Source organism: Agrobacterium sp. LMR679, assembly GCF_027157905.1.
GTDB lineage: Bacteria > Pseudomonadota > Alphaproteobacteria > Rhizobiales > Rhizobiaceae > Agrobacterium > Agrobacterium leguminum.
The window spans coordinates 1229888-1242062 of record NZ_JAPVOJ010000001.1; the positions used below are offsets into that span (position 1 = coordinate 1229888).

10 protein-coding genes and 1 pseudogene are annotated in these 12175 nt (G+C 60.8%); 6 read left to right on the forward strand and 5 right to left on the reverse strand.

What is annotated here, in order from left to right:
• Window positions 1-45: 45 nt before the first annotated feature.
• Window positions 46-1011 carry a substrate-binding domain-containing protein gene (locus O3W47_RS05660; protein ID WP_269313200.1) on the reverse strand — a complete coding sequence of 322 codons (966 nt, stop codon included), beginning with the start codon at window positions 1009-1011 and terminating at the stop codon, window positions 46-48.
• Between the two features lie 148 nt (window positions 1012-1159).
• On the opposite strand from O3W47_RS05660, the gene O3W47_RS05665 reads away from it, so the two are divergent.
• Entirely contained in the window at window positions 1160-2200 is a 1041-nt protein-coding gene (locus tag O3W47_RS05665) for a LacI family DNA-binding transcriptional regulator (protein WP_269313201.1), read from the forward strand.
• A 9-nt stretch (window positions 2201-2209) separates the two neighbouring features.
• Here the strand turns inward: O3W47_RS05665 and O3W47_RS05670 are convergent, their stop codons facing one another.
• From O3W47_RS05670 to O3W47_RS05685, 4 genes are read right to left on the reverse strand one after another with little or no spacing between them, the layout of a single operon-like run.
• A complete protein-coding gene (locus O3W47_RS05670) occupies window positions 2210-2758 on the reverse strand; it encodes a sarcosine oxidase subunit gamma (RefSeq protein WP_269313202.1) in 549 nt (182 codons plus the stop codon).
• The gene (locus O3W47_RS05675; protein ID WP_269313203.1) at window positions 2751-5714 is read right to left on the reverse strand and encodes a sarcosine oxidase subunit alpha; all 2964 of its coding nucleotides are present in this window, start codon (window positions 5712-5714) and stop codon (window positions 2751-2753) included. The genes O3W47_RS05670 and O3W47_RS05675 overlap by 8 nt, the downstream gene beginning before the upstream one ends.
• Complete coding sequence (locus O3W47_RS05680) at window positions 5711-5986, reverse strand: sarcosine oxidase subunit delta (RefSeq protein ID WP_269313204.1); 276 nt, start codon at window positions 5984-5986, stop codon at window positions 5711-5713. Before O3W47_RS05680 ends, O3W47_RS05675 begins: the two co-directional genes overlap by 4 nt.
• A 35-nt stretch (window positions 5987-6021) precedes the next feature.
• Window positions 6022-7272, reverse strand: coding sequence for a sarcosine oxidase subunit beta family protein (locus O3W47_RS05685; RefSeq protein WP_269313205.1), 1251 nt, complete (start codon window positions 7270-7272; stop codon window positions 6022-6024).
• An 89-nt stretch (window positions 7273-7361) separates the two neighbouring features.
• Between O3W47_RS05685 and O3W47_RS05690 the strand changes: the two are divergent.
• From O3W47_RS05690 to O3W47_RS05710, 5 genes and pseudogenes are all read left to right on the forward strand, one after another.
• Window positions 7362-8335: pseudogene (locus O3W47_RS05690) on the forward strand (GlxA family transcriptional regulator).
• A 34-nt stretch (window positions 8336-8369) separates the two neighbouring features.
• Window positions 8370-9050 carry a helix-turn-helix domain-containing protein gene (locus O3W47_RS05695; RefSeq protein ID WP_269313206.1) on the forward strand — a complete coding sequence of 227 codons (681 nt, stop codon included), beginning with the start codon at window positions 8370-8372 and terminating at the stop codon, window positions 9048-9050.
• Between the two features lie 96 nt (window positions 9051-9146).
• Complete coding sequence (locus tag O3W47_RS05700) at window positions 9147-10052, forward strand: class II glutamine amidotransferase (protein WP_269313207.1); 906 nt, start codon at window positions 9147-9149, stop codon at window positions 10050-10052.
• A 37-nt stretch (window positions 10053-10089) separates the two neighbouring features.
• Window positions 10090-10776, forward strand: a complete 687-nt coding sequence (locus O3W47_RS05705) for a GXGXG domain-containing protein (protein ID WP_127755511.1) — start codon at window positions 10090-10092, stop codon at window positions 10774-10776.
• A gap of 16 nt (window positions 10777-10792) precedes the next feature.
• Window positions 10793-12121, forward strand: coding sequence for an FMN-binding glutamate synthase family protein (locus O3W47_RS05710; protein WP_078052083.1), 1329 nt, complete (start codon window positions 10793-10795; stop codon window positions 12119-12121).
• Window positions 12122-12175 lie beyond the last annotated feature (54 nt).

The following is a 12175-nucleotide window of genomic DNA, read 5'->3' on the forward strand; positions in this document are numbered from 1 at the left end:
GATCCCCGGTTTCGCCGGAGATCGGGAGCGGGTATGGATAACCGCTCAGCGCGCTCCCTTGGCGACGCCGGCAAGCGTGGTCTGGATGTTGGATTTGTCGACGATGTTCGGTCCCGTCAGCAGCGGGGCGGTCGGCAGATCGGTTCCGAAATCGATGGCCGAGGCCAGAAGCGTTACCGCCAGCAATGATTGCAGGTAGGGCTGCTGGTCGATTGCGAAACCCTGCGTCCCGTCCTTGATCCGGTCGAGGCCGGACTGGTTGAGATCGAAAGTGCCAAGCAGGGCGGTTTCGGTCTTGCCGGCCTGCATGATGCCGATGGCGGCGGAATCCGCATCGCCCGCCGAAATGGTCAGGACGCCGTCGATCTTGCCGTCCTGTAGCAACGTCGCCTTGATCGCCTCGGCGACGGCGGTGGCATCGCCGAAGCTGGTGGCGGGAAGCGGCAGTTGCTTGCCGGCGCCGCCGGCCTTGGTGATGCCGTCGATGACGCCCTTGCAGCGCGCCTCCTGATTGGCGGCCCCCGGAACGGTGTTGACGCAGATGACGCTCTTTTTGCCCTGTTTCGCAAAATATTCGCCGCCGGCGACGCCGGCAATATATTCGTCGGAGCCGACATAATTGATCGCGCCGAGTTCCTTCGCCTTTTCGTGCCCACCGGCATTCATGAGAATGACCTTGATACCGGCATTGATGGCTTCCCGGATCGCCGGGTCCTCGCCTTCCGGAACCCAGTTCGGAATGACGAGACCGTCGACCTTCTGACTGATGGCGGTCTGGATCAGCTGCACCACATCGGGCGCGAAATTGTCATAGGTCTGCAAACGCAGGTAATTGACCTTGCCGCCATTCGCCTCCACCACGAGGCGTGCGTCGTCGACACCCTTTTTTATGAGGTTCCAGAACGCATCGTCATTCTTGCCGCCGACAACGGCGATATTGGCCGCGAACGCGCCGGATGCCATCACGAGCGAGACAGCGCCCGTTGCGAGAAATTTCCTGAAAAACGCCATTGCTTCCTCCCTGCCCATTCTCCCGACGGGCCCTAATGACAGGATGATTTATATCTTTCATTTTCATGGGAATGGAATTTATATTTCATTTAATGTTGCATTTAATATCATTTAATGTCATTCATGAATGATACGATTGTGAGGCGTCATGAACCGACCGACCATTACCGATCTTGCGAAAGCCGCCGGTGTCAGCATCTCCACGGTCAACCGGCTGCTGCACGGTTCGACTTCCGTGCGCCAGGATACGATCGACCAGATACTCAAGGCGGCGGAGGAGATCGGTTTTTACGGTCTCGGCACCATCAAGGACCGTCGCCGCGAGGCCATGCCCCATCACCGGCTCGGCTTTCTGTTGCAGCAATCCCACCGGCCGCTTTACCGGCTTTGGGCGGAAGGGATCGTCGCCGCCGCACGTCAGCGGCCGGATAGCATCATCGAGCCGGATGTCGTTTTCGAGGACGATCTTTCACCGGAGGCCGTTTCCGCCAATCTCCTGAAGATGGGACAATCCTGCGGCGCAATCGCGGTGGTGACGGCCGATCATCCGCTCGTCAGCCAGGCGATCGACGAGCTGCGGGGCAGGGGCGTTCCGGTGGTGACTTACGTATCCGATCTGTCGGCGGCAAGCCGCGCGGGCTTTGTCGGCACCGACAGCTGGAAACGCGGCCGCACGGCGGCATGGTTCCTCAGCCAGACGGTAAAGGGCGACGGCGTGGTCGTGCCGCTGATCGGCAGCAATCGGTATCAGTGCCAGGATGTTTCGGACGCCAGTTTCCGCTCCTATATGCGCGAAAACACACCTGAACTTCAGGTCGCGGAAACGCTGCTGACCCACGAGGAGCCGGAAAACGCCTATGTCATCGTGCGGGATATGATTGCTGCCGAACCGGGACTCACGGGGATTTATGTCAATGGCGGCGGCATATCGGGTGTTCTGCGCGCACTCAGGGAACTGCCTGCCGAGCGGCAGCGCGACATAAAAATCATCTGTAACGATATCGGACCGGAAACACGAAAAGGCCTCAACGAAGGGCTGATTACCGCCTCTCTGCCGCTTCCCCTCGACAGGATGCCGCAGCAATTGATCGACGTGATGTTGCGGCGCATCGAGAACGGAGATTCGTCTTCCGTTGAACAGCGGATCGTGCCCTTCGAAATCCTGACGCCCGAAAGCATCTGGACCTGACCGACACGATCACTGGAATTCGAGGCTCATCCGGGCAAGGTCGTCCCACAGGCTTTCGGCAAAACCGCGCAGCACGATGACTTCGAAGACCTGTGCGTCGACGCGGGTGAGGTGGGCGGCGATGTGGCCGATCAGCGTCGTGGCGGAATGTCCTACCGGGAAGGCCGCGAGAGACAGGTCGACCGCCGTGCCTTTGGCCAGAACCCGCTCGGCCATCTTGCCTTCGATGCGGATGCGAACGCGTCCCTGGCTCTGGTCGACACCCGTCGCCTGAGGTTCGAGCGCCGCAAGAAGCGCCTTCATATCAGCGTGTGACAGAGGGTGTTCACCGACGATGAACCATTGGCCCGGTGAGACCGCACGTATATCGCCTTTGGCAAGGTCGCGAAGGCGGGCGTCCAGATCCGTTGCGTCGGGTGCGGCCAGAACGTGGATGATCGCGCCTTCCGGCAAAGGGGAGAGCTTGATGGCGGTGGAGGCAATCGCTCGCTTCGCGCCCAGCACCGGGCGGAGCGTCGGACGGAAGCCGGATTTGAAGTCAGGCTTGAAATCAGACATGGAGTTTCTCGTTTTGAGGATCGACAAAAACCGGGTTGCAAAGGCGGGCTTGGGTAAATTCGTTGCGCAGGCCGTTCCAGACCGTGATTTCCTCGCCATGCCGCGCAGGGCCATTCTTGACCAGGGCGAGACCGATGGTCGAACCCAGATGCGGTGAGAACGCACTGGAGGTCACATAACCTTGATCGTTCTCCAGCATTGCCGCGGCATCCTTCGCAAGAATATGCGAGCCGGTGCGGAAGGACTGTTTTGGATCGAGCGGCACGACGCCGACGAGGCTCGGACGGTCGGCGGCGAAAAGCCCCTCGCGCTCCAGCATACGTCGGCCAATGAAATCGGCCTTTGCGGTGGAAACCATTTTGCCGAAGCCGAGATCGGCGGGCACCACCGTGCCGTTGATTTCATTGTGGGTGACATGTCCCTTTTCGATGCGCAGCACGCCAAGCGCCTCGACGCCATAGGGCATGATATTCTCCGGCTCGCCGGCTTCCATCAGCGCGTCGGCGACGCTTTCGCCGTAACCGGCCGGGACGGCAAGCTCGTAGGCCAGTTCGCCGGAGAAGGAAATCCGGAACAGGCGTCCATGCAGTTGCCCGCCAAACAGGGAAACTTCCCGGGCCGCAAGAAAGGGAAAGGCTTCATCGGAAATATCTTCATCGACAATTCTTTGCAGAATCGCGCGTGCCTTCGGTCCGGCAATCGCCATCTGCGCCCATTGATCGGTGACGGAGGCAAGCCGTACGTCGAGATCAGGCCAGAGCGCCTGCGCACAGAATTCCAGATGGTTCATGACGCCCGCCGCATAGGCGGTGGTGGTCGTCATGAAGAAGCGGTTTTCCTCCAGCCGGCTGGTAGTGCCGTCGTCATAGATCATTCCGTCCTCACGCAGCATCAGGCCATAACGCGCCTTGCCGACCGGCAATTTCAGGAAAGCGTTGCAATAGACCCGGTTCAGGAATTCGGCGGCGTCCCTGCCACAGATTTCGATCTTGCCGAGCATCGATACATCGCAGAGCCCGGCATTCTTGCGCACATTCAGAACCTCACGGTCGACGCTTTCCCGCCAGTCGCTTTCGCCTTCGCGCGGAAACCAGGAGGAGCGATACCAGAGCCCGGTTTCGACGAACACGGCCCCGTTTTTCTCGGCCCAGCCATGCAGCGGCGATTTGCGTACCGGCTGGAAATGCTGGCCGTGATAGGCGCCCGTAAGCGCGCCGAAGGAGACGGGCGTATAAAACGGCCGGAACGTCGTGGTGCCGATATCCGCCGGGGAGACGCCGCGCGCTTCGGCCAGCAGCCCGATGGCATTGACATTCGAAAGCTTGCCCTGATCCGTCGCCATGCCGTTCGTGGTGTAGCGTTTGGCGAGCTCGACATGGCCATAACCTTCACGGATGGCGAGGCCTAGATCCTTGCGGTGAACGTCGTTCTGATAATCGACAAAGGCTTTCGCCTTAATGCCGGGGATGGACCAGAGCGGCTTTGCAGGCGGGGCTACGATATCGTTTTCCACCGTGCCGAATGTCGGTGCAGCTGATGCAAAGCCGAGCTCTTGTACCAGCGCTGCGCCCTTCCGCGCGCCATCCTGAAGGCAGGCGGCGATACCGTTTATTGCGGAAACCGCGCCGGCGAGTTCCAGCCCCTTGAGATTGCCGGGCGCCAGGAAAGCGGCATCGTCTTCCGACCAGACCGGCTTGCCGCCGCGATGGCAGGCGAGATGGATGATGGGGCTGAAGCCGCCCGACATGGCCAGCGCATCGACATTCAGCTTCTCCGCCCGGCCATTCGCATAAATCTCAATGGCGGAAAGCGCCTTGCCGCCCTTGGCATTGGAGACGACGCCACCCTTGATGACGCGCGCCTTGCCTTCGTAGCCCGGATTGCCCTGCTCACGGCTGTCGATGATGGCGGCAAGAGCGACACCCTGCGCCTCCAGATCGCGGGCAAGCGCATAACCGCTGTCGTTGGTGGTGAAAATTGCCGTCGCCGTGCCGGGGCTGACGGCATAGCGATTGAGATAGCTGCGCATGGCGCCGGCCATCATCACGCCGGGAACATCGTTGCCGCCGAAGACCAGCGGCCGTTCTTCCGCGCCGGTTGCCAGCAGCGCCCGCTTGGCGGCGATGCGCCACAGGCGCTCCACGGGCACATGGGCTTTCGGATCGGACAGATGTTTCTGCACCCGCTCCACCGCGCCGAAGACATTGCCGTCGTACCAGCCGAAAGCCGTGGTTCGCGTCAGCACCGTCACATTCGGCAGGGTTTCGAGCTCGGCAACGCATTGCGCTGCGAAATGCGGAGCGCTCTTGCCGCCGATAGCTGCCGTTTCGGAAAGAAGGCCGCCGCCTGCGAGGGAATGTTCCTCGACAATGATTACGCGCGCGCGGGCGCGTCCTGCGGCAAGCGCTGCCGCCAGACCCGCCGCGCCGGAGCCGATCACCAGCAGGTCGCAATGCGCCCAGCATTTGTCATAGGCATCCGGATCCGCCTCGTAGCTTGCTTTGCCGAGACCGGCGGCTTTGCGGATGAAGGGCTCATAAACCTTTTCCCAGAAGGCGGCAGGCCACATGAAGGTCTTGTAGTAGAACCCCGCACCGAGGAAGGGAGACAGAAGGCCGGTCAAGGCGCCGATATCGAAATCGAGAGAGGGCCAGCGGTTCTGGCTGTTGGCTTCCAGCCCGGCATAAAGCTCCTGCATGGTGGCGCGGGTGTTCGGCTCCGTGCGCCCGCCGCGGCCGATAGTCATCAGCGCGTTCGGCTCGGCTGAACCCGCCGTCAATATGCCGCGCGGGCGGTGGTATTTGAAGCTGCGACCGACGAGTTTCTGGCCGTTGGCGAGCAGGGCGGAAGCGAGGCTATCGCCCTCAAAACCCGACATCGGCTTGTCGTCGAAGGTGAAGGAAAGCGGTTTGGAGCGGTCGATCAGACCGCCGGTCTTCAGGCGGTTGGCGCTCATGCGTTTGTCACTTTCGTCTTGTCGGCGGCGTCGCGGCAGGCGGATATCTCATGGGTGGCGGTATCGCGGGTGACGACCAGCCAGCGGCGGCAGCCGGAGGTATGGTGCCAATATTCCTCATAGGCGCCGCGCGGATTATCGCGCAGATAGATATAATCGAACCATTCCTCCGCACCGGCATCGGCGGCGGGCCTTTGAAGGGCTGCGCCCTTGATGGTGAATTCTTCCCTGGGTCTTGGCCCGCAATGCGGGCAGGGCACGAGACTTGCCATTTCAGATGTCCTTGATCCGCCATCCCGCTACAAATTTAGTGAAGGTTGGGCTGGGCTCCCTGGCCCTTTTCATCGATGAGATAACCGCGCCGGAAGCGGTCCAGCCGGAAGGCCGTTGCCGTTTCCTGCGGTGCACCGCGCGCCAGAAGATGGGCGAAGCAGAAACCGGAAGCGGGCGTCGCCTTGAAGCCGCCATAACACCAGCCGGCATTCAGGTAGAGATTGTCGATCGGGGTCTGGTCGATAATCGGTGAGCCGTCCATCGACATATCCATGATGCCGCCCCAGGAGCGTAGCAGCCGGACGCGCGAGAGCGCCGGTATCATCGCCTTGCCTGCCTCCGCGACATGTTCGACCGTCGCCAGATTGCCGCGCTGGGCATAGGAGTTGTAGCCGTCTATATCGCCGCCGAAGACGAGGCCGCCCTTGTCCGATTGCGAGACGTAAAAATGGCCGGCCCCGAAGGTGACGACGCCATCGATGAAGGGTTTGAGCCCTTCAGACACGAAAGCCTGCAGCACATGGCTTTCGATTGGCAGTTTCAGCCCGGCCATGGCGGCCACCTGCGAGGAATTACCGGCTGCGGCCAGCGCCAACTTGCCGCAGCCGATGAAGCCCTTGGCGGTCTCCACACCCACGACCCTGCCGTTTTCGCGGCGAATGCCGGTTACCTCGCAGCCCTGGATGATATCGACGCCGCGGCAGTCTGCGCCGCGCGCATAACCCCAGGCGACGGCATCGTGACGCACGGTGCCGCCGCGTCTTTGCAGCAGGCCGCCCTGCACCGGAAAGCGGGCATTTTCGAAATCGAGAAACGGCAGCATGGCCTTGACTGCGGCGCGGTCCAGCAATTCGGCATCGACGCCGTGCAGTCGCATGGCGTTTCCGCGCCTTGTATAGGCGTCGCGCTGTGCATCCGAATGATAGAGGTTCAGCACGCCGCGCTGGGAAACCATGGCGTTGAAGTTGAAATCCTGCTCCAGCCCTTCCCACAGCTTCATCGAAAGCTCGTAGAAGGGATTGTTACCCGGCAGCAGATAATTGGAGCGAATGATCGTGGTGTTGCGACCGACATTGCCGGAGCCGATATAGTTTTTCTCCAGCACCGCGACATTGGTGACGCCGAATTCTTTCGCCAGATAATAGGCCGTCGCCAGCCCATGCCCGCCGCCGCCAACGATGATGACGTCATAATGCGGTTTCGGAGACACGTCCCGCCAGGCGGGTTTCCACGCTTTGTTGCCGAAAAGGCCGTTCTTGAAAATGGAAAAGGCGGAATAGCGCATCTGCGTACCTCGAACGATATCGCGCAAGCTTACCGGCGTCGTTCAAAAGGGAATTGCAAATAAAGGACATAATGATTTAAAAAAGAGACATGACGATCATTGAGCAGAAGAATGTCCAGCGCATTGGTTTCATTCTGGTTCCGAATTTCGCGCTGATGTCCTACGCCTCGGCCGCGGAGCCATTGCGGGCCGCCAATCTGATCGCCGGAACCGATCTTTACGATGTGGTTCCCCTGTCTTTCGATGGCGAGGCCGTCAGGAGTTCTTCCGGCATCATTGTCAGCTGCGAGACACTCGCCACCGCAGGCGAGAGATGCCACACGATCTTCGTCTGCGCGGGGGCGGGCCGCAGGATTGGACCGTTGCGGAAAATTCCTATGGGACGTTAAGGCGGCTGGCGCGGCAGGGTGTCCGGATCGGGGGCATTTCCAGCGGCGCTTATGTGCTGGCGGCGGCGGGATTGCTGGAAAACCGGGATTTCACCATTCACTGGGAGCATGCGCCGGTGCTGAAAGAGGCCTTCGGCCATCTGACGCCCCGGCAGGCGCGGTTCGTTTTCGATGGAGACCGCATCACCTGCGCCGGCGGCGTCGCACCCCTCGACATGATGCACGCGATGATTTCGCAGAGAATGGGCGCGCATTTCGCACGGCGTGCCAGCGACTGGTATCTGCACACGGCCGTGGCCGAACCTGGCGCGCCGCAAAGGGGTTCCGCCGCCGAGCGCCATGGTACCAACCATCCGGCGTTGCTGACCGTGCTGGAAAAAATGGAAACGACCATTGAAAGCCCGCTCGACCGGCAGACCATGGCGAAACTGGCGGGAACCAGCGCGCGTCATCTCGACCGGCTTTTCGCAACCCATCTGAAAACGACGTTTCTGGAAACATACCGCGCGATCCGCCTCGATCACGCCCGGCGACTGCTGGAGCAAAGCCCGCTCTCCATTGCCGAAGTGGCCTTCGCCACCGGCTTCTCGAGCGCCGGGCATTTTTCGGGAAGCTTCAAGGCCCGGTTCGGCCATACTCCAAATGCACTGCGGCAAAGATTTCCTCCGAATTAAAATAGTTTTCCTGTAAGGAAGGGAAAACACGATAATGCCGGAGGACACCATGGCGAAGGATACCACCAAGACCGAAACTGCGCATTTCCTGTCGCAGGATCCCCATGCCGTCCGCGAGCCAAGGGTCAATAATCTGGAAATGGCGATTGGCCATGAGGTGCGCGCCTATCGCAAGAAACTCGGCATCACGGTCACCGATCTTGCATCGGCCACCGGCGTTTCGGTGGGCATGCTTTCCAAGATCGAAAACGGCAATATCTCGCCGTCGCTCACCACGCTGCAGACGCTTTCAAAGGCTCTGGGTGTGCCGATCACGGCCTTCTTTCGCGGTTTCGAGGAACCGCGCAGCGCCACCTTCGTCAAGGCGGGGCAAGGCGTGAATATTGAGCGCAGGGGCACCCGGGCCGGCCACCAATACAGCCTGCTCGGCCATATCGACAACAATACCAGCGGCGTCACCGTCGAGCCCTATCTCATCACGCTGACCAAGGATTCAGACGTGTTCCCGACCTTCCAGCATGAGGGCATGGAGTTTCTCTACATGCTGGAAGGCGAGGTGGTTTACCGCCACGGCGAGCAGCTTTTCACCATGCAGGCCGGCGATAGCCTGTTTTTCGACGCCGATGCGCCGCATGGGCCGGAGGAATTGGTGAAGCTTCCCGCGCGTTATCTGTCGATCATTTCCTACCCGCAAAGGCGACTAGGCAACGATTGATAATTTGCCTTAGAAGAAAAAAATATTCCTGATAGTTGACGGGATGGAATTCCATATGTTAGCCCTTCATTCAGAAACGAATGGAGGTGCCTGTCGATGTGCGGCATTGTTGGACTATTCCTGAAAGACAAAAGCCTTGAACCGCAGCTGGGTCAGCTGCTTTCGGACATGCTCGTCACCATGACCGATCGCGGCCCGGATTCGGCCGGCATCGCGATCTACGGAAGCGCTGCCAATGGCCGGGCGAAAGTGACGATCCAGTCGGCCGATCCTACCGCCGATTTTTCCGGCCTCGCCGAAACGCTGAAGGAAAGCGGCGTCGATGCCGTTGTCACGGTGAAAAGCACTCATGCGGTTCTGGATATTCCGTCCGAAAAGCTGGATGGCATCCGCGCGGTTCTTTCCGCAATCCGCCCGAACGTGCGTGTCATGGGTTCCGGCGACAGCGTCGAAATCTACAAGGAAACCGGTCTTCCGAAGGATGTCGTCACCCGTTTCGACGTGCGCTCCATGGCCGGCACCCATGGCATCGGCCACACCCGCATGGCGACGGAATCGGCGGTGACGACGCTTGGCGCGCATCCCTTCTCCACCGGTGCCGACCAGTGCCTGGTGCATAATGGCTCGCTTTCCAACCACAATAATCTGCGTCGCGAACTGGTGCGTGAAGGCATGGTCTTCGAGACCCAGAATGACTCTGAAGTCGCCGCCGCCTATCTCACCGCGGAAATGGCCAAGGGCAAGGATCTGGGCGAGGCGCTGACCGGTGCGCTCGATGATCTCGATGGTTTCTTCACCTTCGTCGTCGGCACTAAATCCGGTTTTGGCGTGGTGCGTGATCCCATCGCCTGCAAGCCTGCTGTCATGGCCGAGACCGACCAATATGTCGCTTTCGGCTCTGAGTATCGCGCTCTGGTCAATCTGCCCGGCATTGAAAATGCCCGCGTCTGGGAGCCGGAACCGGCGACCGTCTATTTCTGGGACCATGAAAAGGCCGCCTGAGCCCCGTCATCGGCGCCTGTTTTGAAAGTCATAATCCATGCCAGTTTTCGATCTCTCCCACACGCCGCTGCGTGAACTCAACAAGGCGCTCCACGGTCTTTCCTCGGGCGCGAACGACACCGAATTCGAGGTCGTCAATCCCCGCGGCCACCATGCCGTGGCGGTCGGCATCGACAGCCCCGTCACCGTCGATGTGCACGGTTCGGTCGGTTATTATTGCGCCGGCATGAATGATGGCGGCAACGTCACCGTGCACGGCTCGGCCGGGCCGGGTGTTGCGGAAAACATGATGTCCGGCACGGTCGTCATCGAGGGCGACGCTTCGCAATATGCCGGCGCGACAGGCCGCGGCGGGCTTCTGGTCATCAAGGGCAATGCCGCCTCGCGCTGCGGCATTTCCATGAAGGGCATCGATATCGTCGTGAAGGGCAATATCGGCCACATGTCGGCCTTCATGGGCCAGTCCGGCCACCTCGTCGTCTGCGGCGACGCGGGCGATGCGCTGGGCGATTCCCTTTATGAGGCGAAGCTCTTTGTGCGCGGTTCGGTGAAGAGCCTCGGGGCCGATTGCATCGAGAAGGAGATGCGCCCCGAACATCTCGAAAAGCTCGCAGAACTTCTGCAAAGGGCCGGCGTCACGGATGTCAGCCCTGACGAGTTCAAGCGCTACGGCTCGGCCCGCACACTCTACAATTTCAACATCGACAACGCCGACGCGTATTGAGGCGAGGGATTTTCCTATGAGCTATCACAACCCCTTCACCCCGCCGCGCAAATCCGCAACTTTCGATGACCACACGCTGGCGGAAATCCGCCGCGCGGCGGCAACCGGCATCTATGATATTCGCGGCGCGGGCACCAAACGCAAGGTGCCGCATTTCGACGATCTCCTGTTTCTCGGCGCGTCCATCTCGCGTTATCCGCTCGAAGGTTATCGCGAGAAATGCGATACGACCGTGACGCTTGGCACGCGCTTCGCCAAGAAGCCGATCACGCTGAAAACGCCGATCACCATTGCCGGCATGAGCTTTGGCGCTCTCTCAGGCAACGCCAAGGAAGCGCTTGGCCGGGGCGCAACAATCGCCGGCACCTCCACCACGACCGGCGACGGCGGCATGACGGATGAGGAGCGCGGCCACAGCCAGACGCTGGTTTACCAGTATCTGCCCTCGCGTTACGGCATGAACCCGAAGGATTTGCGCCGTGCGGACGCCATCGAGGTCGTCGTCGGTCAGGGCGCGAAACCGGGCGGCGGCGGCATGTTGCTCGGCCAGAAGATTTCCGATCGCGTCGCCAACATGCGCAACCTGCCGAAGGGTATCGACCAGCGCTCCGCCTGCCGTCATCCCGATTGGACCGGACCGGACGATCTGGAAATCAAGATCCTCGAACTGCGTGAAATTACCGACTGGGAAAAACCGATCTATATCAAGGTTGGCGGTGCACGGCCCTATTACGATACGGCGCTGGCGGTGAAGGCCGGTGCCGATGTGGTGGTGCTGGATGGCATGCAGGGCGGCACGGCGGCCACGCAGGATGTCTTCATCGAAAATGTCGGCATGCCAACGCTTGCCTGCATTCGCCCCGCCGTGCAGGCGCTTCAGGATCTCGGCATGCACCGCAAGGTGCAGCTCATCGTCTCCGGCGGTATCCGTTCGGGTGCGGATGTCGCCAAGGCACTGGCGCTGGGTGCCGATGCAGTCGCTATAGGCACTGCGGCACTGGTTGCGCTCGGCGACAATGATCCCAAGTGGGAAGACGAATATCAGAAACTCGGCACCACGGCCGGCGCTTACGATGACTGGCACGAGGGCAAAGACCCCGCCGGCATCACCACGCAGGACCCGGAATTGGCAGCACGCCTCGATCCCGTCGCCGCCGGCCGCCGCCTCGCCAATTATCTGAAGGTCATGACGCTCGAGGCGCAGACCATCGCGCGTGCCTGCGGCAAGAACCATCTCCACAATCTGGAGCCGGAAGATCTGGTGGCGCTGACGATGGAGGCTGCCGCCATGGCGCAGGTTCCGCTGGCGGGAACCAACTGGTTCCCGGGCAAAGGCAGCTTTTAAGCCATAAGAACGGACGGGCGCATTTGGGAGGATGTGCCCGTCTTTTTTCGATGA

Bases quoted from the DNA above. Each gene is read 5' to 3' on its own strand.
- O3W47_RS05660 (WP_269313200.1), bottom strand. From the start codon at position 1,011: ATGGCGTTTTTCAGGAAATTTCTCGCAACGGGCGCTGTCTCGCTCGTG.
- O3W47_RS05665 (WP_269313201.1), top strand. From the start codon at position 1,160: ATGAACCGACCGACCATTACCGATCTTGCGAAAGCCGCCGGTGTCAGC.
- O3W47_RS05670 (WP_269313202.1), bottom strand. From the start codon at position 2,758: ATGTCTGATTTCAAGCCTGACTTCAAATCCGGCTTCCGTCCGACGCTC.
- O3W47_RS05675 (WP_269313203.1), bottom strand. From the start codon at position 5,714: ATGAGCGCCAACCGCCTGAAGACCGGCGGTCTGATCGACCGCTCCAAA.
- O3W47_RS05680 (WP_269313204.1), bottom strand. From the start codon at position 5,986: ATGGCAAGTCTCGTGCCCTGCCCGCATTGCGGGCCAAGACCCAGGGAA.
- O3W47_RS05685 (WP_269313205.1), bottom strand. From the start codon at position 7,272: ATGCGCTATTCCGCCTTTTCCATTTTCAAGAACGGCCTTTTCGGCAAC.
- O3W47_RS05695 (WP_269313206.1), top strand. From the start codon at position 8,370: ATGCCGGAGGACACCATGGCGAAGGATACCACCAAGACCGAAACTGCG.
- O3W47_RS05700 (WP_269313207.1), top strand. From the start codon at position 9,147: ATGTGCGGCATTGTTGGACTATTCCTGAAAGACAAAAGCCTTGAACCG.
- O3W47_RS05705 (WP_127755511.1), top strand. From the start codon at position 10,090: ATGCCAGTTTTCGATCTCTCCCACACGCCGCTGCGTGAACTCAACAAG.
- O3W47_RS05710 (WP_078052083.1), top strand. From the start codon at position 10,793: ATGAGCTATCACAACCCCTTCACCCCGCCGCGCAAATCCGCAACTTTC.